Below are 19,289 nucleotides of genomic sequence, written 5' to 3' on the forward strand. Positions count from 1 at the left end.
GTCATCATCGTCCGAGCGCGGGACGACGTTCAGCGGGGAAGGACGGGGGCGCGCCGGGCGCCGTGTACGGGGGTGTCAACGGTATGAAGGGCTCGTCGGGCAGTCGTGTGCCGTGGTCGAGGTTTCTGCGGCTCTGCTCAGGGGGACTGCTGGCTCTGCTCTGTCTCTGCCTGCCCGGTGCCGCCCGGGCGGCCGACGGGGGCGGGGACGACACTTCCGCGGGGAAGCTCGTCATCGACATCGGCTGGGACTCGTCCAAGCAGGAAGTGGTGGTCCGAAGGCGATGCGCGTACACCCTCGCCGCCCGGAGTGAGGCACTGGCCGCGCTACGGGAGACGGGTTCCGCGTTCTGCTCCGGCTACACCGTGCTCCGCGACGGGGGAAAGCCGGCCACCGACGACTGGGAACCGCCGACGGACAAGGTGACGCAGGGGTCGCCCCGCGATCCCGCGCACGTCGAAACGGAATCCACCTACTCTCTGGCCCGGCGTTCCGGCCCGGACGCACTCGAGGTCGCCATCGACCTGCCGACTGTGCTGGTGCGGTATCCCGAAGGGCTCCCCAAGCTCTGGACGGTCGAGGTCCGCGCTCCGCGGTGGCGGTTCAACGACCTGCGCGGACCGGTCGAATCGCAGACCTCCGACGCGGTCTCCTGGAGAGTGGCGACCGCGGCCCGGGACAGAGCCGCCGAAAGCCCCTCGGTCGTCCTGCGCAGGACCCTGGAGACGACGATGCTGCCCTCGGTACGGCGGCAGACGCGCATCGAACTCGTGGCCGCGTTCGGCGTCGCCGTTGTGGGGATCGGCGCCGTCACCGCGCTCCTCGTGGCGCGGCTCGCCGGACCCGCCGCGCCCCGGAGGTGGCGGGCGGCGACCATGGCGGGGGCGGTGGCCACGTTCTTCTTCGCCTCCGTCAGTACCCCGCCGATGCCGTGGCCTTCCTGGATGCACCTGGGCGTTTTCACGCTCAGCGACACAGGCGCGCCGACGCCCGACGAGATCTGGACGCCGAGCCCTGCCCTCGGTCTCTGGCTGTGGTACGTCCTGCCGGTGGCGGGTTGGTGGTTCAGCCGACGGCTGGCCACCCTGAGACCTCCGTCCCCTCGGATACTCGTGGTGAGTTGCGCGTCACCCCTTCTGCTGCTCCTCCTCATGACGGGCGACCAGTCGGCCGGGCCCGGGATCTGGTACGCGCTCCTCGGTACCGGAGTGTGTGCTCTCGGCCTGACTCTCGTCCTTCGCCGGACCGCGGGAGGTGCGCGGCGCAGATGGGCGGCCACGGCCGGTGCGCTGCTGTGGATCGTCGCTGTCACGTACTGGCTCAGCCGGTTGTCGATCGGGACCTTCGGCTACACGGAGACCGGTGCCGACGCGGCCGTCGGACTGCTCTGCGCGTGGCCGATCGCGGCCTGGCTCACGTCGCTGCTGGGACCGGTGGCGCGGCGGACCCTGGGGAAGACCGACCGGGCGATCTGCTTCCTCGCGTTCTGGGTCCTGGTGACGATTCCGTTCCTCGCCGCCTATGGCCCGGAGCCACCGGGCGACGAGTGGTACCTGTGGAGCTACTACAAGGTCTCCTTCTTCACGGGATACCTCGGCTCTCCCCTCTGCGCGGTCGCCGTCTGCGGTGTGGTGCTGCAACTCCTGTACCTCCTCCGGCGCGGCGCCGTCGGCGACGGAGGCAGGGCTGTCGAGCCCGTCGGCAGGGTGCTTCTCGTCTGCGCCGTCCTCATGGCCCTGGGGAACCCCAGCCTGCGGACACTGTCGATGTGGGGTGACGCCCTCGCGGTCCTGTGGGTCGCGCTCGGCTCCCTCGCGCTGCTCCCGGTCGGGTCCGACATCACCGCCGCCAAGTTCAGGCGCGTCGGCCGCCGGGCACACGCGCGCTTCATGGGCCGGTGGGTGCGGGCACAGCTCGTCTGGGACGCACGGGCCGACTACCAGCGGGCCGCACGCTCCGCACTCGCCGAGGACCACACGCTGACCCCGTCGGACTTCTCCGCCCGATGGGACGCCCTGGAAGTGCCCGGACGCTGCGGTGACCCGGCCACCCGACTGGCCCGCGCGAAACGGTTCGCGCTCGGCTCCAGTGCCGGAGTCGCTCCCCGGACCGCGGGACTGGCCGGGGCGCTCCTCGCCCAGTCGCTGGCGCTGCCATGGGCGGTCTACAAGCTCGGGACCGCCGACGCCGTGGGCGTCGATCCCTTCATGCCGTTCCACCTCACGGAGATCTCCAAGGTGCTGAGGTTCGCACACTGGGCTCTGTACGGCTTCGTCTTCGGCTACTACTACGCCCTTCTGCGGGGCAACACACCAATCGGCAAGGCGGCGGCGCTCGCAGCGGTGGTCCTGCCGGCCGAGGTGCTGGCCATGAGCGTGCTCACGGTGGATCCGCAGTACACCAGGTACCCCTCCTGGGCCGACATGGCGGTGGCGTGCGGCGGCCTGGCGGGCCAGACCTTCGTGGTGTGCATGGGGCTGGGGCTCGGCTGGGAGTGGTGGCTGGCGAGGGCCGCCGCCATGAAGTGGTCACAGGTACGGAACTTCCGCCGGCTGTCCTCCGTATCGGTTCCCCTCACCACCGTGCTCGTCGCCGCCGCGACCGCGTTCGCCACGGTGGTCGCGGGAACGTGGGCGCAGCAGGAGCTCCAGCCCCCGTCCGGCCGGCCGTCGTCGACCGCGCCCGACTCGCCCACGGAGCCCGCGCCGTGACACGGACGGCCGCAAGCCCCGCCGGGCGGATGAACGAGGCCACCCGAAGGGCGCGCCCCGTCACCGCACGGTCGCGTGTCCGGCGGTCCTCGTGGGTCCGCCGGACACGGCTGGGGAGTTGCGGCGCGCTCCGGCTGCCGGCGCCTACCGGGTTCCCGCCTCCGCCGGCGGCCGGGAGGAAGGCGGCGTGGGACTGGTGTCGGGCTCGGACGGCCGGCTGTTCCGGAGCCCGGCGGACGAGGCGAACTCGTAGCCCGACCAGACGTCGCCGCCGCGCCAGGCGGAGCCGTCCCAGACGTACGCCGAGGCGACCGTCCCGTAATAGCCCGCTCCGCAGGACTGCCAACCGCCCCAGTCGTACACCTGCTCAGGGCCGTACGGTCCGGGGAACTCGCCGCCCGCCTGCCCCGTGGCGCCGTACTTCCAGGCGCTGGTGCGGCACACCTCCCAGGCGGAGCCGTTCCACCGGTAGACGGTGGCTCGCGCGGCGGCCCAGCCGTCCGGCCTGGTCTGACCTGTCCAGCAGCCCGAGTTCAGCGCGTAGGTGTTCGCGTAGGCGAGGTTGCCGGAGAACGCGCCGGGTCGTCGGTGATCGATGCCCGCGCTTCCCTGGACGCACAGGCCGCCGCCGTTGTACACGGTCACCCTGGTGGCCCAGGTCCACGCGTTCGCCGGTTGGGCCCAGACGGCGGCCATCATCAACGCGACGAGCGCACACAACGCGGCCTTCATGGTCAGGCGGAGCATTGCCATGGGTGTCTCCGTTCCTCGATTCGCCCGCGACCGCGGCCGTGGACCCTTTGCGGGGCCCCATCCGTCCGCGGAGGCCGCCGATGCCGCGAACGGATCGGGGTGACCCTTCGGACGGCGTGATAGGGCGCGGCGGCCGTGCTGGTGGTCGGAGTCGGTCGGCACAGCGCTCACCGGTGGACGCGCTGCGGATGCGGGACATGGCGGCCGGCGTACTCACGGCCACGGGATGAGATGTGTCGTCGGGGAATGCGAACCAGATCGCCCCGGCAGGGTGAGTCCCGTTCGGCTCACCGCATTCCACGATAGGCGATCCGGGTGCCCCTCGCTCCTCGGCGCCGTCCACCCCACCGGCCCCACCCCGCCCCGCCGACGCATCCCGGCCCTGCCCGCACCGGCAGCCGGCGAGGCCCGGCCCGACCTGCGCACCGGGGCTTCACGACGCCGACAGGACCCCGGAAACCGCACGAGGGCGGGGGAGTTGAGGCAGTTCGGCACCCATAGGGCGAGGCATGCGAGCATGCCGGCGTCAGGCGACCGGCCGCCCCTCCCTCATGCCTCGCGGACCACTCAGAACGCCTGAAGATAAACCCGCGCCCGATCGCCTTCCAGTGTGTCGACGTAGACGTCGATCCACTGCACCTTCTTGCGGCGGTGGTCGTTCACGCAGGGCGGGCACACCCCGGCCCAGCGTGCTCCCTTCAACGTCTGCGGCTCGGGCAGCCCCAGGTGCCCGAAGCGCTCCCCCTCGGCGGAGTCCCCTTTCCTCACGCGCAGGGGCTCTTCGGAGCGGAGGTCCTGCGCGATGCCCTCGGCGGTCTTCTCGCTGGTGACGAAGGTGAGGAGGTAGACGTCCTCTTGGGGGTTGAGCTGGATGGCACCTTTGATCTGTGTGGCGTCCTCCGGCACCGCCACGTTCATGAACGCGGACGCGTCCAAGGCGCCGGCCTTCTTGTCCCACTGATAGTCGCGTCCCTCGGTCACGCGGCGAGCGCCCTGGTCGCCTCCGGAGCACGAGACGAGGAGGAGGGCGGTTGTCAGCGCCGCCAGCATGTGGGCGCCACGTCGGATCGTCACCGGTTCTCCTCGTCGCCCCGGGAGACATCCCCGCGGGTGCCTTCGCGGCCCTGGTCCGGCGGGGCCGTCGTGGCGGGTGTGCCGCTGTTCAGGTCGTACGTGTAGGTGGAGCTGCTGCCGCGCATGTCGAATTCCTGAGCGAGACCCGTCTTGTGCAGACGCCCCATCTCGGCGTCGGGGATCACGACGCCGCCGGGGAACGTGGTCGACTTGCCGGCGTCCCAGTTGTATCTGTCCCACACGTTGACCTGGTAGTCGAGCGAGACCTTGGGCTTGCCGTCCACGCCAAAGCGAACTCCGCGCGCTAAGTGGTGATTTGAGGGTCAATCAGAACGCGTCCAGTACGGAGGAATTCCGGATCCCCGATCCCACGCCGGTGTCCGTGCTCTGGAGCAACAGGCCTGTGGCGCGCAGAGCCGCCTTCTCCGACCCGAGGCGATTCATCAGCGTGGTGAGCTGTTGGCTCCATGTCTCCTTCGCGGTCTTTAAAGCCTGGCCGGTGAGCCAGTCTTCGCCGTCACCCTGGCCGAACGCGGTCACGGCCGCACCGGTGCTTTCGGCTGCCTTGGCGCCTGCCTTCGAGGTGTCCGGCTCCAGGTGCTCCTCGATCGCCTTGGCCGCGGCCCTCTTCCGGGCGGGGGCCGACGCGAAGTCCTTGCCGGGCGCTCCGCCCCCTCCGTCGGCCGCCAACTCGTACGGGCCCCGATGGACAGAGCCCGGGGCCTCCCCTGCCAGCGCGGAAATCCTGGTCGGCTCCCGTGACCACGGGCGGTGCACCGCGGCAGGGCAACGCTGAGCGAAAGGCCGCCGTTCCTGTGTGCGGTGTGGAACGGGGGCTTTTTCCCAGGCGGGCGGCGTCGGACGTCGTGCCGTCAGGTCTCCAGCGCGTCCAGTGCTCCCAGCTGGGCCATCAGACCGAGGCGGTCGTACTGCCACCAGGCCTCGGCGATCCTGCCGTCGTCGTCGAACCGGCAGATGGTCGTCCCGGTCATGGTGACGTCCCGGCCGGTGGGCGCGAGGCCCATGAACTCGCCGTGGTGCGTCGCGTCGAACGTCCAGCGGGTGCACACGCGGTCGTCCTCGGAGATCTGGTCCTCGACGGTGAACGTGACGGCGAAGCCGGCGCGCCACATCTCGACCTCGCGCCGCATCGCGTCCATGCCGATCACGTCCTGCACATTGGACGGGTCATGGTGGTGGTAGTCCTGCGCCAGCAGACCGTCGAGCGGCGCCAGCTCACCCGGGGCGGCCAGCGTCTCCAGGAACCGCCGCGCCGTCGCCGCGTACAGCTGATCGTCCCGCACGACGTCGAGATCGGTGAACGTGGGCATCTCGTCGCACAGCGCGACCAGTTCCTGGAAGATCTTGCCGGTCTCCGGAAGGTTCGAGTTCCGCATCGCCTCCTCGAACGAGGGGAACTCCACGATCTCGATGAAGTGCGAAGCGTCCGAGCGGTCCTTGCCGACCACCGCGTGCGTGGCGGTCCGCTTTCCCTTGGTCTGCTCGACCCATGTGTCCATCAGCCGGTCCATCTCGTCGAACCGGCTCGTCCTGCAGTCGATGAGCTGTACGAACGTCATGACGTCGCCTCCGGCCCCCCTGGATCCGGTGTTCGGACACGCCCATCTTCCCACCGGAGCGCCGACGCCACCCGTCCGCCCGCGGGCCCGCTACTGGGGCCCGTACTTGCGTCCCGTCCGCGAGCTGACGCCGCCCAGCAGCCCCCGGGGGGTCACCTTCACCAGCCCCATCAGCGCCTTGTACCGCGGGTCGGGGATCGACACCGACTTCCCGCGCGCCAGATCCTGCAGCGCCGCCGCGACCAGCTTGTCCGCGTCCAGCCACATCCACCCGGGGATGTTGTCCGTGCCCATCCCGGCCCGCTCGTGGAACTCCGTGCGGACGAAGCCCGGGCACAGGGCCATCAGACGCACGCCCGTCCCGGCCAGGTCCTTCGCCGCGCCCTGCGTGAACTGCACGACCCACGCCTTGGACGCCCCGTACGTCCCGCGCGGCACGAACGCCGCCACCGAGGCCACGTTGACGACGCCCCCGCGCCCCCGCTCGCGCATCGTGGCCGCCGCCGCGGACGTCAGCCGCAGCACCGCCTCGCAGTGCACCTTGAGCATGGTCAGCTCGTCGGCCATGGAGACGTCGAGGTAGCGGCCCTTGTTGCCGAAGCCTGCGTTGTTGACCAGCAGGTCGACGGGCTTCTTGCGGTCCCCGAGCCGGACGGCCACCGCCTCGATGCCCACGTCCGTCGACAGGTCGGCCGTCAGCACCTCCGCCTCGATGCCGTGCCGGTCGTGCAACTCGGTCGCCTGCTCGCGCAGCCGCTTGGTGTCCCGTGCGACGAGGACGAGATCATGCCCGTCCGCCGCCAGTCTGCGGGCGAACGCGGCGCCGATGCCCGCGGTCGAACCCGTGATGAGAGCCGTTGTCATGACAGAAGGTTAGTGATCCGGAGCGGGTGCGTCCCTTCTCTGCACGCGGCCTCCCGAAGGTGAAGGTCGCGTGAGCGCCGCTCACCGTGAGGGCGTCACCCTCCGTGCCGCGCCAGATACTTCCGGGCGGCGGCCACCGTCTCCGGATGCAGGGCCGCGCCCGCCGCGAGCGTCCGGGGCAGCAGCTCCCGGTGCGTGGTGACGGCCTGGAACTGCATACGGGCCGTCACCTCGTGATCCGGCAGGTGGACGATCTCCACCGCGTCCCCCGCGCGGATCTCGCCCGGCACGATCACCCGCAGGTACGCGCCCGTGGCCGCCTTCTCCGTGAACCGCCGGACCCAGCGCCGCTCGCCCAGATGCCCCTGGAAGGTCAGGCACGGTATCCGCCCCGCGCTCACCTCAAGCACCACCTCGGAGCCGATCCGCCAGCGCTCGCCGATCCGCGCGCCGGACACGTCGAGCCCCGTCGTGGTGAGGTTCTCGCCGAACGCGCCGGAGGCCAGCGTGCGCCCCAGCTCGCGCTCCCACGCGTCGAGGTCCTCGCGCGCGAAGGCGTACACCGCCTGGTCGTCGCCGCCGTGATGGCGCAGGTCGCACACCGCGTCCCCGGCCAGGCCGCTCGCGCCGACGCCCTTCGGACCGGGCGCGGACACCCGCACGGGCCCCTCGACCGGCTGTTTGTCGATGCCGGTCAGGCCCTGGGGCTGGTCGGTGTACGACACGGCCGTCGGGCGGCCCACATTGACGGACAGAAGCCTCATGGCGGCACGATAGGCGACCGGACATCAAAGTGTCGACGCATTATTCGCTCGGCAACCCAAGCCTCCCTTATGCTCGGTGGATGATCGAGGCCCGTCATCTCCGCGTCCTGCGCGCCGTCGCCGCCACCGGCTCCTTCTCGGCGGCCGGGCGGGAACTGGGCTGCACCCAGCCGGCCGTCAGTCAGCAGATGAAGGCCCTGGAAGCATCCGTCGGCACCCCGCTGCTCGTCCGCAACGGTCGCGGGATGCGGCTGACCCAGGCAGGCGAGGCCCTCGTCCGGCACGCGGCCGGGATCCTGTCGGGCCTCACCGCGGCGGAGGAGGAGGTCGCGGCCATCGCGGGCCTGCGCGCCGGCCGGGTCCGCCTGGTGTCCTTCCCCAGCGGCAGTTCCACCCTCGTCCCGACCGCCCTCGCAGCTCTGCGCGCCGCCCACCCCGGCACCCGCGTCTCCCTCGAGGAGGCGGAGCCCCCGCAGTCGGTGCGGCTGCTGCGCGAGGGCGACTGCGACATCGCCCTCGCCTTCCGCTACGAACGCGCGACCCCCGGCGTCCACGAGCGCACGACCCCCGGCGTCGCACACGAGGCCGGCCCCGGCAAGGCCCCCACGGTCGGCCCCGGCCCGGTCGGCACGGGCCCGGTCCGCTCGGGCGCCGCCGCCCCGGTCCGCTCGGGCGCCGTCGGCCCGATCCGCGCGGGCGCCGCCGGCTCCGGGGACTGCGGCGACGACGAATGGGACGACCTGGTCGTGCGGCCGCTGCTGACGGACCGTCTGGTGGCCCTCGTCCCCGAGCGGCACCGTCTCGCACGCATCGGGTCCTCGGACGCCGTCGCCATCGGCGACCTCGCCGACGAGCCGTGGATCGCCGGCTGCCCGCGCTGCCGCGGCCAGCTGGTCCATGTGTGCGAGAGCGCGGGCTTCACGCCCCGCATCGACTTCGCGACGGACGACTACCCGGCGGTGGTCGGCCTGGTCGGCGCCGGTCTCGGCGTCGCCGTGCTGCCGCAGCTCGCGATCGACTCCGTACGCCCCCGCGGCGTCCGGGCGCTGACGCTGGAACCGGCGGTCCGACGGGAGATCGTCGCGCTCACCCTGCCCGACCTGGCCCACGTGCCGGCGGTGACGGCCACCCTGGAGCAGCTGAGGCGGGCCGCGGCCTCCTCATGAGAGGGCCGGTGGGAGAAGCGGAGGGCACGCGCGCGTGCCCTCGTTCCTGAAGACGCGTGCCTTCTGAAGACGCGTGCCCTCGTTTCTGCAGACGCGCATGCCCCCGTTTCTGAAGAAACGTTCCTTCATGTGTTCGAGGCGGTGTCCCTCGCGCCCGACGACGCCGAGACCAGGCGGTTGCGCGCCCGCCCCATGAGCTCTTCGCGCTCGTCCTCGGTCAACCCGCCCCACACGCCGTACGGCTCGCGCACCGCCAGCGCGTGCGCCGCGCACTGCGCGCGGACCGGGCACCTCATGCAGACCTCCTTGGCCGAGTTCTCTCGAGCGCTCCGAGCCGCCCCGCGCTCGCCCTCCGGATGGAAGAAGAGCGAGCTGTCCACTCCGCGGCAGGCAGCGAGAAGCTGCCAGTCCCACAGATCCGCGTTCGGTCCGGGAAGGCGGGAGAAATCTGCCATTGCGTGACCCCTTGTAGCCGTTCAGAGCGGATACCGTGCCCACGACCGTACAACTACGATCTAAGGAGATGAAAATATGACTCATTGCGAATCTAGCCTCAGACACCAGTAAAAGGGAAGAAATGAGGCCGAATGGGGCACCGCATGTGATGAAAGCTTGAGGGTCCGTGTGCCTGACTCCTCTGTGTCCGCGCCCTCACGTAGAGTGCCGAAGAATGCACGCAGCCCCGTAACTCTTTCGAGTGACCATCGTTGAGTGTGCGGTAGCGGTTGAGAAGACAAACGCTCGGGCAGGCGTCCGAGACGGTCGACCGCACAGGTGACGATTTCGTACCAGCCTGGAGGCACAAGGTGACGCGCATCAGCTGCGGAGGGCGGCCATGACTTCCGTCCTCGTCTGCGACGACTCCCCGCTTGCCCGAGAGGCGCTCCGCCGCGCGGTCGCGACCGTGCCCGGCGTCGAGCGCGTGACGACGGCGGCCAACGGCGAGGAAGTCCTCCGCCGCTGGGGGGCCGACCGCTCGGACCTGATTCTGATGGACGTGCGCATGCCCGGACTGGGCGGCGTCGAGACCGTACGGCGGCTGCTGTCCGCCGACCCCGGCGCCCGCATCATCATGCTGACCGTCGCGGAGGACCTGGACGGCGTGGCCCTCGCGGTCGCGGCCGGCGCTCGCGGCTACCTGCACAAGGACGCCTCGCGCGCGGAGCTGCGGGCGACCGTCACGCAGGCCCTCGCCGACCCCACCTGGCGGCTCGCCCCGCGGCGGCTGCGCTCGGCCGAGATGGGCGCGGCGCCCACGCTCACCGCGCGTGAGATCCAGGTCCTCGAAGGCATGAGCCACGGCCGCTCGAACGCGGAGATCGGCCGTGAGCTGTTCCTCTCCGAGGACACCGTCAAGACGCACGCCCGACGGCTGTTCAAGAAGCTCGGCGCCTCGGACCGCGCACACGCGGTGGCCCTCGGCTTCCGCTGGGGCCTGGTCCGCTAGGCAGATCCCCGACCGTCGCCGCCGGGGCCCGGTCCCGGCCGCGCCGTGCGGTGCCGGACCGGCGGCCTCACGGCCCCGGTCGGTCGCCGGGCGTTCAGGCCTTCCGGCACTCTGGCCTTCGGGCACTCTGGCCTTCCGGCCTCGGACCGCCGGTGTCGCAGCTTCGACCCGGAGACTGCGTGACTGGTGGTGGCTGCGCGACCGGCGTCCGGTGGTCCGCTCCGGACGCGCGTGACATCGGTCATTTCACTGAGGGGAGTGGGCTCATGCGCGAACCTCCCTGGTCAGAGGCGATCCGAAGGCCGGGTGAAACCCCTTGCCGCCGCACATCGGACGGGTGCGGCGCGGGGCCCCAGCGGACGCCCGCTGCTCGTTTCGCCGCGGATGCCGCATCCTTGAGGTGTGGAGTTCCTCGGGGACGAGTCGGTCGAGCGGAAGGGGAGGGCGCAGGGGATGACATCCGGCGCACCTGCTCATAACGCTTCGGTGCACAACGACGGGCACGGTGCCGCGGCCGGTCCGGCCGCAGTGCACCATGGACCGATGCGCGATGACGAGGCGGTCACTGCCGTGGGGACGATCGGGGCACTCGTCCATCGCGCCGTGGACGGCGACGAGCAGGCCACGCATGACCTGCTGGCCCACGTCCACCCTCTGGCGCTGCGCTACTGCCGTACCCGGTTGTCCCGGCTGCCCGGCGACGCGCGCCACTTCGTGGAGGACCTCGCGCAGGAGGTCTGCGTCGCGGTCCTCCTCGCCCTGCCCCGCTACCGGGACACCGGCCGGCCCTTCGAGGCCTTCGTCTTCGCCATCGCCGCCCACAAGGTCGCCGACCTGCAGCGGGCGGCCATGCGCCACCCGGGCTCGACGGCGGTCCCCTCCGACGAGATGCCGGAACGGCCCGACGACTCCCTCGGCCCCGAGGAGCGCGCCCTGCTCAGCAGCGACGCCGAATGGGCCAAGAAGCTCATGGCCAACCTGCCCGAGAACCAGCGGGAGCTGCTGCTGCTGCGCATCGCGGTGGGTCTCACCGCGGAGGAGACCGGCCAGATGTTGGGAATGTCACCCGGGGCGGTCCGGGTGGCCCAGCACCGGGCGCTGAGCCGGCTGCGGGCGCTCGCCGAGCAGTAGGGCGGGCCGCCGGGCGGGCGGAAGTCGCCCCGGAGAGAGCGCTTTCGCCGTCGGTCGGTCGTCCGCTGAACACGTCGGTTGAACACGCGGGTCGCGTTCTCCGTACGAACATACGAAGCCCGGAGTCACGCTCTTCCGTGGAATTCGGGCGGTGCGCTTCCCGTTAGCATGGACATCCGCACCGATCAAGGCCATTTGGGGAAGGTGTCATGACTGCAAACGTCGACGGAGTGCCCGCCAAATTCGCGACCCTCGGGCTCACCTACGACGACGTGCTGCTGCTGCCGGGCGCATCCGAGGTGCTCCCCAACGCGGTCGACACCTCGTCCCGCATTTCTCGCAATGTTCGTGTCAACATCCCGCTGCTGTCGGCGGCGATGGACAAGGTGACCGAGTCGCGCATGGCGATCGCGATGGCCCGGCAGGGCGGTGTGGGCGTGCTGCACCGCAACCTCTCCATCGAGGACCAGGTCAACCAGGTCGACCTCGTGAAGCGTTCCGAGTCCGGCATGGTCACCGACCCGATCACGGTGAACCCGGACGCGACGCTCGCCGAGGCGGACGCCCTGTGCGCCAAGTTCCGCATCAGCGGTGTGCCGGTCACCGACGGCGGCGGCAAGCTGCTCGGCATCGTCACCAACCGCGACATGGCCTTCGAGTCCGACCGCTCGCGTCAGGTGCGCGAGGTCATGACGCCGATGCCGCTGGTCACCGGCAAGGTGGGCATCTCCGGCGTCGAGGCGATGGAGCTGCTGCGCAAGCACAAGATCGAGAAGCTTCCGCTGGTCGACGAGGCGGGTCTCCTCAGGGGCCTCATCACCGTCAAGGACTTCGTCAAGGCCGAGAAGTACCCCCGGGCCGCCAAGGACGGCGAGGGCCGGCTGCTCGTCGGCGCGGCCGTCGGCGCCAGCCCCGAGGCGCTGGAGCGCGCCCAGGCCCTCGCCGAGGCCGGCGTGGACTTCCTGGTCGTCGACACCTCCCACGGCCACAACAGCAACGCCCTCAGCTGGATGTCGAAGATCAAGTCGAGCGTCCGCGTGGACGTCATCGGCGGCAACGTCGCCACCCGTGACGGCGCCCAGGCCCTGATCGACGCGGGCGTGGACGGCATCAAGGTCGGCGTCGGACCCGGCTCGATCTGTACCACCCGGGTGGTCGCCGGCATCGGCGTCCCGCAGGTCACGGCCATCTACGAGGCGTCCCTCGCGGCCCGTCCGGCGGGCATCCCGCTGATCGGCGACGGCGGCCTGCAGTACTCCGGCGACATCGGCAAGGCGCTGGCCGCCGGCGCCGACACGGTGATGCTGGGCAGCCTCCTCGCCGGCTGCGAGGAGTCGCCGGGCGAGCTGCAGTTCATCAACGGCAAGCAGTTCAAGTCGTACCGCGGCATGGGCTCGCTGGGCGCCATGCAGTCCCGCGGCCAGGCCAAGTCGTACTCCAAGGACCGCTACTTCCAGGCGGAGGTCGCGGCCGACGACAAGCTCGTGCCCGAGGGCATCGAGGGCCAGGTGCCCTACCGCGGCCCGCTCGGCAACGTGCTGCACCAGCTCGTCGGCGGTCTGCGCCAGACCATGGGCTACGTGGGCGCCGCCACCATCGAGGAGATGGAGACCAAGGGCCGCTTCGTGCGGATCACCTCCGCGGGTCTCAAGGAGAGCCACCCGCACGACATCCAGATGACGGTCGAGGCGCCGAACTACAGCAGCAAGTAGGCGACCGCGAGCGACGAGCAGGCGCTCACGCGCGCGTGAGACACGACAAGGGCGGTCCCGGGACATCCGGGGCCGCCCTTGTCGTGGCCGTCGGCGATACTGGAAGACGCTGCAACGCATCAGGGAAAGGCCACACACGTGACTGAGATCGAGATCGGGCGCGGCAAGCGCGGCCGCCGGGCGTACGCCTTCGACGACATCGCCGTCGTCCCCAGCCGCCGTACGCGGGACCCGAAGGAGGTCTCGATCGCCTGGCAGATCGACGCCTACCGCTTCGAGCTGCCCTTCCTGGCCGCCCCCATGGACTCGGTCGTCTCCCCGGCCACCGCGATCCGCATCGGTGAGCTCGGCGGTCTCGGCGTCCTCAACCTCGAGGGTCTGTGGACCCGGCACGAGGACCCGCAGCCGCTGCTGGACGAGATCGTCGAGCTGGACGCGGACACCGCCACCCGTCGCCTCCAGGAGATCTACGCGGCTCCCATCAAGGAGGAGCTGATCGGGCAGCGCATCAAGGAGGTGCGCGACTCGGGCGTGGTCACCGCCGCCGCGCTCTCCCCGCAGCGCACGGCCCAGTTCTCCAAGGCCGTCGTCGACGCGGGCGTGGACATCTTCGTCATCCGCGGCACGACGGTGTCGGCGGAGCACGTCTCCGGCTCGCACGAGCCGCTGAACCTCAAGCAGTTCATCTACGAGCTCGACGTCCCCGTGATCGTCGGCGGCTGCGCCACCTACACGGCGGCGCTGCACCTGATGCGCACGGGCGCGGCGGGCGTCCTCGTCGGCTTCGGCGGCGGCGCGGCGCACACCACCCGCAGCGTGCTCGGCATCCAGGTCCCGATGGCGACCGCGGTCGCTGACGTGGCCGCCGCGCGCCGCGACTACATGGACGAGTCCGGCGGCCGGTACGTGCACGTCATCGCGGACGGCGGCGTCGGCTGGTCCGGTGACCTCCCCAAGGCGATCGCCTGCGGCGCCGACTCGGTGATGATGGGCTCGCCGCTCGCGCGCGCGACCGACGCGCCGGGCCGCGGCAACCACTGGGGCATGGAGGCCGTCAACGAGGAGCTGCCGCGCGGCAAGAAGGTCGACCTCGGCACGGTCGGCACGATCGAGGAGGTCCTGACGGGCCCCTCGCACACCCCCGACGGCTCGATGAACTTCTTCGGCGCCCTGCGCCGCGCCATGGCCACGACCGGCTACAGCGAACTGAAGGAGTTCCAGCGCGTCGAGGTCACCGTCGCGGACTCGGTGCACCGACGGTAGGCACCCCCCCACACACACGCCGACAGGGGCTGGTCACCTCACCCGAGCGAGGTGACCGGCCCCTGCCGGCGTATGCTCCCCCGTTCACAGCCGGTGCGCCGCCCCCGTGGGCGTGGCGCCCCGCGTGTCCAGCAGGAGTTGCGCCTTCACCGACAGGCCCTGGAGGTCGTACGTCCGGTGCTGCTGGAGAAGGATCGTGATGTCGGCGTCGGCCGCGGCCTCGTAGAGGGAGTCGGCGCGCGGCACCGGGCGGTCCAGGACGCTCCAGGACGGGACGTGCGGGTCGTGGTAGCTGACGGCGGCGCCGAGCTCCGTCAGGCGGACCGCGATCTCACGCGCGGGGGCTCCCTGCTCGTCGGCGAGGTCGGCCTTGTAGGTGACGCCGAGCAGCAGCACGCGCGCGCCGCGCGCCGATTTGCCGTGCTCGTTGAGGAGGGCGGCGGCGCGCTGGACGACGTAGCGGGGCATGTGGTTGTTGACCTGCCGGGCCAGTTCCACCATGCGCAGCGGGCTGCCGGGCCGGCCGACGTGGTCCAGGGGGACGGAGTGGCCGCCGACGCCGGGGCCGGGGCGGAAGGCCTCGAAGCCGAAGGGCTTGGTCTCCGCGCAGCGGACGACGTCCCACAGGTCGACGCCCAGGTCGTGGCAGAGGACGGCCATCTCGTTGACGAGGGCGATGTTGACGTGCCGGAAGTTGGTCTCCAGGAGCTGCACGGTCTCGGCCTCCCGCAGCCCACGCGCGCGTACCACCTTGTCCGTGAGCCGGCCGTAGAAGGCGGCGGCCGACTCGGTGCAGGCGGGGGTGAGGCCCCCGATGACCTTCGGCGTGTTGGCCGGGGTGAAGGCACGACTGCCGGGGTCGATCCGGCTCGGCGAGTAGGCGAGGTGGAAGTCGCGGCCCGCGCGCAGGCCGGACGTCTCCTCCAGCAGCGGCAGCAGGAATTCCTCCGTGGCGCCGGGGTACACGGCTGACTCCAGGATCACGGTGGTGTGCGGCCGCAGGTGCCCGGCGAGGGTGCGGGCGGCCGCCTCCATCTGGCTCAGGTCGAGACGGCCGTCCGCGTCGCGTGGGGTGGGGGCGCAGATGACGGCGGTGCGCACCCGGCCCAGCTCGGCGGGGTTGGCGGCGGTCCGGAAGCCCCCCGAGAGCATCCGGCGCAGTTCGGCGGGACTCAGCGAGCCCGCCTCGGGGCCGGTGCGGTAGCCGACGGTGGGGATGCCGGCGGCCACGGCGGCCTGGGCCAGGGGGAGGCCGAGCGGGCCGAGTCCGATGACGGCGAGATCTGCGGGCATGGCGTATGCCGTCCTTCCCAATAACCGAGGTGGGACAGGTGCGCAAGCCCGGTGGACAGGATGGGCGAGCGCAATGTCAGACTAGGAGTAAATATGACCGTTATGCGGGATTGATCGACTGTGTTGACCGGCCGTGTTCCCCGACGGGGCGGTCGGGTTCCGTGGGAGTTGTCCACAGGCTCAGGCCCCTGGTGGCTGAAGTGGCGCAGCGCGGTCAGAATCTGGGCATGGGGGATACGGACGGGGTCTCGCCCCGACGGGCGCGGCCGGCACGACCGACAGCGGGAGGCAGCGGTGAGGACAGCGACACTGGGGCCGGCGCAACGAGCCGAGTCACTGGCGGCGATGGCCGAGCGTGAACTGGACGTGCTGGTGGTGGGTGCCGGAGTGGTGGGCGCCGGCGTGGCGCTGGACGCCGTGACGCGCGGCCTGTCCACCGGACTGGTCGAGGCGCGGGACTGGGCTTCGGGCACGTCGAGCAGGTCCAGCAAGCTGATCCACGGCGGCCTGCGCTACCTGGAGATGCTCGACTTCGCGCTGGTGCGCGAGGCGCTCAAGGAGCGCGGGCTGCTGCTCGAACGGCTCGCCCCGCACCTGGTGAAACCGGTGCCCTTCCTGTATCCGCTCCAGCACAAGGGCTGGGAGCGGCTGTACGCGGGCTCGGGCGTCGCCCTGTACGACGCGATGTCCATGGCCCGCGGCCACGGTCGCGGGCTGCCGACGCACCGTCACCTGAGCCGACGCCGTGCCCTGCGCGTGGCGCCGGCCTTGAAGAAGGACGCCCTCGTCGGCGCGTTGCAGTACTACGACGCCCAGATGGACGACGCCCGCTTCGTCGCCACGCTGGTGCGCACCGCGGCGTCCTACGGGGCGAAGGCGGCCAACTGCGCGCGCGTCACCGGATTCCTGCGGGAGGGCGAACGCGTCGTGGGCGCACGGGTGGAGGACGTCGAGGCGGGCGGGGAGTACGAGATCCGCGCCCGGCAGATCGTCAACGCCACCGGTGTGTGGACCGACGACACCCAGGCGATGGTGGGGGAGCGGGGGCAGTTCCACGTCCGCGCCTCCAAGGGCATCCACCTCGTCGTGCCGCGGGACCGCATCAGCTCCTCCTCCGGGCTGATCCTGCGCACCGAGAAGTCCGTGCTCTTCGTCATCCCCTGGGGCCGGCACTGGATCATCGGCACCACCGACACCGACTGGGATCTCGACAAGACCCACCCGGCCGCCTCCAGCGCCGACATCGACTACCTCCTCGAGCATGTGAACTCGGTCCTCGCGGTGCCGCTGACCAGGGACGACGTGGAGGGCGTGTACGCGGGACTGCGGCCGTTGCTGGCGGGCGAGTCCGACGCCACCAGCAAGCTCTCCCGGGAGCACACCGTCGCCCATCCGGCGCCGGGACTCGTGGTCGTCGCAGGCGGCAAGTACACGACGTACCGGGTGATGGCCAAGGACGCGGTCGACGAGGCGGTGCGCGGACTCGATCTGCGGGTCGCCGAATGCGTCACGGAGGACGTGCCGCTGCTGGGCGCGGAGGGTTACCGGGCGCTGTGGAACGCGCGGGCGCGGATCGCGGCGCGCACCGGCCTGCACGTGGTGCGCGTGGAGCATCTGCTCAACCGCTTCGGGGCGATGGCGGAAGAGGTCCTTGACCTCGTCGTCGCCGACCCCTCCCTGGGCGAGCCGCTCCAGTTCGCCGACGACTATCTGCGCGCCGAGATCGTGTACGCCGCCTCGCACGAGGGGGCACGGCACCTGGACGACGTGCTGACGCGCCGCACGCGCATCTCCATCGAGACCTTCGACCGCGGCACCCGCAGTGCATTGGAGGCCGCCGAGCTCATGGCGCCGGTGCTGGGCTGGGACAAGGACCACATCGAGCGCGAGGTCGAGCACTACCAGAAGCGGGTGGAGGCCGAGCGGGAGTCGCAGCGTCAGCCCGACGACCTGACGGCGGACGCGGCGCGACTGGGCGCGCCGGACATCGTGCCCCTCTGACGGCCCGTCGCCTGCGACTCGGCTCCGGCTCCTGTCTGCAACGGGGCCGGGGCCCTTCGTGGGATGCCACGGCTCGGGCCCGGTTCGTGCTCGTGGTCGTGCCTGTCACGGGACCCGGCGGCTCCGGCCTGCGGCGGCTCCGGCCCGCGGCGGTCGGGGCTCGCGGGGCTGCCGCACCCGCGACGGGGGCCCTGGTCAGCCGGTCGGCCGGTTTGTTTCGGGCCCTGCGTGCGTTTCACTCGAACGGGTGATGCCTTTCGGGATCTCCGTTCGACGCCGAGGCGTTCTACGGATTGCGAGGGCAGAACTCGGCGGCGAGCAGGGCCGGTTCCAGGCCGGGATCTGCGATCGCCGTCGTGTTCACCCGGAAGGTGAGGACACGCCGGCCGTCGGCGGTGGCTGCGGTGCGCACGTAGCTGCCCGGGATCCGGCCGTTGTGCCCCCACACCGTGACGCCGCACGGGAGCTTCGCGGGGAACAGGCCCATGCCGTACGAGCCGTGCGCGGTACGGGTGTCGAGCATCTCGCGCAGCCGGCGCGGGGGCAGCAGCTCGCCGCCCAGCAGCGCCGCGTAGAAGCGGTCCAGATCGGTGAGCGTCGAGACCAGCTCGCCCGCGGCTCCGGCCACCCGCGGATCGAGTTCGGTGACGTCGGCGCCGTCAGGGTCGTAGGCGCGGCCGTGCGGAGAGGGCAAGGAGACGCGGGATCCCGGGAAGGAGGTGCCCGTCAGACGCAGGGGATCGATGATCCGCCGCTCGGCCTCCGAGGCGTACGAGCGGCCGGTGACCTGCTCGACGATCAGGCCGAGCAGAACGTAGTTGGTGTTGGAGTAGGCGAAGCGGCCGAGGTCGGCCGGGGGGTGGGTGACAGCGACGCGGACGGCTTGGAGCGGAGTGAGGGGGGCGGCGCCTGCGGTGTCCCGGGTGTAGTCGTACAGTCCGCTGGTGTGGGTGAGCAGGGAACGAAGGGTCAGCGCGCGCCCGTCGTTGCCGGCCCCGCGCACCAGTCGCGGCAGATGCGACTCCACCGTGTCGGACAGCGCGAGCCGGTGCTCCTCGGCCAGTTGGAGCACGACGGTCGCGAGGAAGCTCTTCGTGACGCTGCCGGCCCTGAAACGGTCGGACCGGGAGGTGCCCGGGCCCGCTTCGGCGTAGCGGGCGCCGCTCTCCTCCCGGGCCAGCATGGCCGCGGCGGGCACGTCGCCCCGGGTGAGGAGCAGCGGGAGCAGCAGGTCCGTGGGCGGAGTGGAGGCGGCCTGCGAACTCACCGTGCACAGGCCGAGGAGCGCCAGGGCCAGGGGGGAGGTCGCAAGGCCTCGCCGCAAGGGCATCGCGGGTCCCCCTCTCGCCTCGGTCCCGGCTCTTTTCCCGTCGGTTCGTCGCACCCATCATCCAGGGCCGGGGCGCACACTCCTCACCCGGTCCGCGCCCCCTGACCGGCGCTCGAACGGCGCATTGGCCGGAGCGTGCTGCACCTTCTGGCCGGAATGCTCCCCTCCTGGGGTGCGGTCGGGAAGCGGTGAGGGGCACC

At 71.4% G+C, this 19,289-nt stretch carries 16 protein-coding genes and 1 pseudogene; 7 read left to right on the top strand and 10 right to left on the bottom strand.

What is annotated here, in order from left to right; genetic code table 11:
* Positions 1-83 precede the first annotated feature (83 nt).
* Positions 84-2,711 carry a hypothetical protein gene (locus tag ABT300_RS01010; RefSeq protein ID WP_351670134.1) on the top strand — a complete coding sequence of 876 codons (2,628 nt, stop codon included), beginning with the start codon at positions 84-86 and terminating at the stop codon, positions 2,709-2,711.
* A gap of 144 nt (positions 2,712-2,855) precedes the next feature.
* Here the strand turns inward: ABT300_RS01010 and ABT300_RS01015 are convergent, their stop codons facing one another.
* The 7 genes and pseudogenes from ABT300_RS01015 to ABT300_RS01045 form a co-directional block, all read right to left on the bottom strand.
* Positions 2,856-3,464 carry a hypothetical protein gene (locus tag ABT300_RS01015; protein WP_351670137.1) on the bottom strand — a complete coding sequence of 203 codons (609 nt, stop codon included), beginning with the start codon at positions 3,462-3,464 and terminating at the stop codon, positions 2,856-2,858.
* A 567-nt stretch (positions 3,465-4,031) separates the two neighbouring features.
* On the bottom strand, positions 4,032-4,538 hold the full coding sequence (locus ABT300_RS01020) for a hypothetical protein (RefSeq protein ID WP_351670140.1): 507 nt from the start codon (positions 4,536-4,538) through the stop codon (positions 4,032-4,034).
* Positions 4,535-4,825: pseudogene (locus ABT300_RS01025) on the bottom strand (hypothetical protein); the annotation flags it as partial. The pseudogene ABT300_RS01025 and the gene ABT300_RS01020, both read right to left, overlap by 4 nt.
* Positions 4,826-4,865: 40 nt before the next feature.
* Positions 4,866-5,315 carry a hypothetical protein gene (locus tag ABT300_RS01030; protein WP_351670143.1) on the bottom strand — a complete coding sequence of 150 codons (450 nt, stop codon included), beginning with the start codon at positions 5,313-5,315 and terminating at the stop codon, positions 4,866-4,868.
* 95 nt (positions 5,316-5,410) lie between these two features.
* The gene (locus ABT300_RS01035) at positions 5,411-6,118 is read right to left on the bottom strand and encodes an ester cyclase (RefSeq protein ID WP_351670146.1); all 708 of its coding nucleotides are present in this window, start codon (positions 6,116-6,118) and stop codon (positions 5,411-5,413) included.
* A 90-nt stretch (positions 6,119-6,208) separates the two neighbouring features.
* The gene (locus tag ABT300_RS01040) at positions 6,209-6,982 is read right to left on the bottom strand and encodes an SDR family NAD(P)-dependent oxidoreductase (RefSeq protein ID WP_351670149.1); all 774 of its coding nucleotides are present in this window, start codon (positions 6,980-6,982) and stop codon (positions 6,209-6,211) included.
* 95 nt (positions 6,983-7,077) lie between these two features.
* Positions 7,078-7,746, bottom strand: a complete 669-nt coding sequence (locus ABT300_RS01045) for an MOSC domain-containing protein (RefSeq protein ID WP_351670152.1) — start codon at positions 7,744-7,746, stop codon at positions 7,078-7,080.
* An 80-nt stretch (positions 7,747-7,826) separates the two neighbouring features.
* Between ABT300_RS01045 and ABT300_RS01050 the strand changes: the two genes are divergently transcribed.
* Positions 7,827-8,912: a LysR family transcriptional regulator gene (locus ABT300_RS01050; protein ID WP_351670155.1), complete on the top strand. Its 1,086-nt coding sequence runs from the start codon at positions 7,827-7,829 to the stop codon at positions 8,910-8,912.
* A gap of 125 nt (positions 8,913-9,037) precedes the next feature.
* Here the strand turns inward: ABT300_RS01050 and ABT300_RS01055 are convergent, their stop codons facing one another.
* On the bottom strand, positions 9,038-9,367 hold the full coding sequence (locus ABT300_RS01055) for a WhiB family transcriptional regulator (protein WP_057584636.1): 330 nt from the start codon (positions 9,365-9,367) through the stop codon (positions 9,038-9,040).
* Between the two features lie 380 nt (positions 9,368-9,747).
* Between ABT300_RS01055 and ABT300_RS01060 the strand changes: the two genes are divergently transcribed.
* The 4 genes from ABT300_RS01060 (at position 9,748) to ABT300_RS01075 (ending at position 14,465) form a co-directional block, all read left to right on the top strand.
* Entirely contained in the window at positions 9,748-10,359 is a 612-nt protein-coding gene (locus ABT300_RS01060; RefSeq protein ID WP_003948568.1) for a response regulator transcription factor, read from the top strand.
* Positions 10,360-10,902: 543 nt separating this feature from the next.
* The gene (locus ABT300_RS01065; protein WP_057584634.1) at positions 10,903-11,490 is read left to right on the top strand and encodes a sigma-70 family RNA polymerase sigma factor; all 588 of its coding nucleotides are present in this window, start codon (positions 10,903-10,905) and stop codon (positions 11,488-11,490) included.
* Between the two features lie 209 nt (positions 11,491-11,699).
* A complete protein-coding gene (gene guaB, locus ABT300_RS01070; protein ID WP_351670160.1) occupies positions 11,700-13,202 on the top strand; it encodes an IMP dehydrogenase in 1,503 nt (500 codons plus the stop codon).
* Positions 13,203-13,340: 138 nt separating this feature from the next.
* A complete protein-coding gene (locus tag ABT300_RS01075) occupies positions 13,341-14,465 on the top strand; it encodes a GuaB3 family IMP dehydrogenase-related protein (RefSeq protein WP_351670163.1) in 1,125 nt (374 codons plus the stop codon).
* Between the two features lie 84 nt (positions 14,466-14,549).
* On the opposite strand, the gene ABT300_RS01080 is transcribed toward ABT300_RS01075, so the two are convergent.
* On the bottom strand, positions 14,550-15,758 hold the full coding sequence (locus ABT300_RS01080; RefSeq protein ID WP_351670166.1) for a nucleotide sugar dehydrogenase: 1,209 nt from the start codon (positions 15,756-15,758) through the stop codon (positions 14,550-14,552).
* A 294-nt stretch (positions 15,759-16,052) separates the two neighbouring features.
* Here ABT300_RS01080 and ABT300_RS01085 point away from each other — a divergent pair, with 294 nt between their 5' ends.
* On the top strand, positions 16,053-17,759 hold the full coding sequence (locus ABT300_RS01085) for a glycerol-3-phosphate dehydrogenase/oxidase (protein ID WP_351670169.1): 1,707 nt from the start codon (positions 16,053-16,055) through the stop codon (positions 17,757-17,759).
* Positions 17,760-18,045: 286 nt separating this feature from the next.
* Here ABT300_RS01085 and ABT300_RS01090 read toward each other — a convergent pair whose 3' ends face one another.
* The gene (locus ABT300_RS01090) at positions 18,046-19,089 is read right to left on the bottom strand and encodes a serine hydrolase domain-containing protein (RefSeq protein ID WP_351670172.1); all 1,044 of its coding nucleotides are present in this window, start codon (positions 19,087-19,089) and stop codon (positions 18,046-18,048) included.
* Positions 19,090-19,289 lie beyond the last annotated feature (200 nt).

The sequence above is a fragment of the Streptomyces sp. NPDC001027 genome (assembly GCF_040299045.1).
In the GTDB taxonomy this organism is placed as follows: domain Bacteria; phylum Actinomycetota; class Actinomycetes; order Streptomycetales; family Streptomycetaceae; genus Streptomyces.

Bases quoted from the DNA above. Each gene is read 5' to 3' on its own strand.
- ABT300_RS01015 (WP_351670137.1), bottom strand. From the start codon at position 3,464: ATGGCAATGCTCCGCCTGACCATGAAGGCCGCGTTGTGTGCGCTCGTC.
- ABT300_RS01035 (WP_351670146.1), bottom strand. From the start codon at position 6,118: ATGACGTTCGTACAGCTCATCGACTGCAGGACGAGCCGGTTCGACGAG.
- ABT300_RS01065 (WP_057584634.1), top strand. From the start codon at position 10,903: ATGCGCGATGACGAGGCGGTCACTGCCGTGGGGACGATCGGGGCACTC.
- ABT300_RS01010 (WP_351670134.1), top strand. From the start codon at position 84: ATGAAGGGCTCGTCGGGCAGTCGTGTGCCGTGGTCGAGGTTTCTGCGG.
- ABT300_RS01060 (WP_003948568.1), top strand. From the start codon at position 9,748: ATGACTTCCGTCCTCGTCTGCGACGACTCCCCGCTTGCCCGAGAGGCG.
- ABT300_RS01080 (WP_351670166.1), bottom strand. From the start codon at position 15,758: ATGCCCGCAGATCTCGCCGTCATCGGACTCGGCCCGCTCGGCCTCCCC.
- ABT300_RS01090 (WP_351670172.1), bottom strand. From the start codon at position 19,089: ATGCCCTTGCGGCGAGGCCTTGCGACCTCCCCCCTGGCCCTGGCGCTC.
- guaB (WP_351670160.1), top strand. From the start codon at position 11,700: ATGACTGCAAACGTCGACGGAGTGCCCGCCAAATTCGCGACCCTCGGG.
- ABT300_RS01045 (WP_351670152.1), bottom strand. From the start codon at position 7,746: ATGAGGCTTCTGTCCGTCAATGTGGGCCGCCCGACGGCCGTGTCGTAC.
- ABT300_RS01040 (WP_351670149.1), bottom strand. From the start codon at position 6,982: ATGACAACGGCTCTCATCACGGGTTCGACCGCGGGCATCGGCGCCGCG.
- ABT300_RS01055 (WP_057584636.1), bottom strand. From the start codon at position 9,367: ATGGCAGATTTCTCCCGCCTTCCCGGACCGAACGCGGATCTGTGGGAC.
- ABT300_RS01050 (WP_351670155.1), top strand. From the start codon at position 7,827: ATGATCGAGGCCCGTCATCTCCGCGTCCTGCGCGCCGTCGCCGCCACC.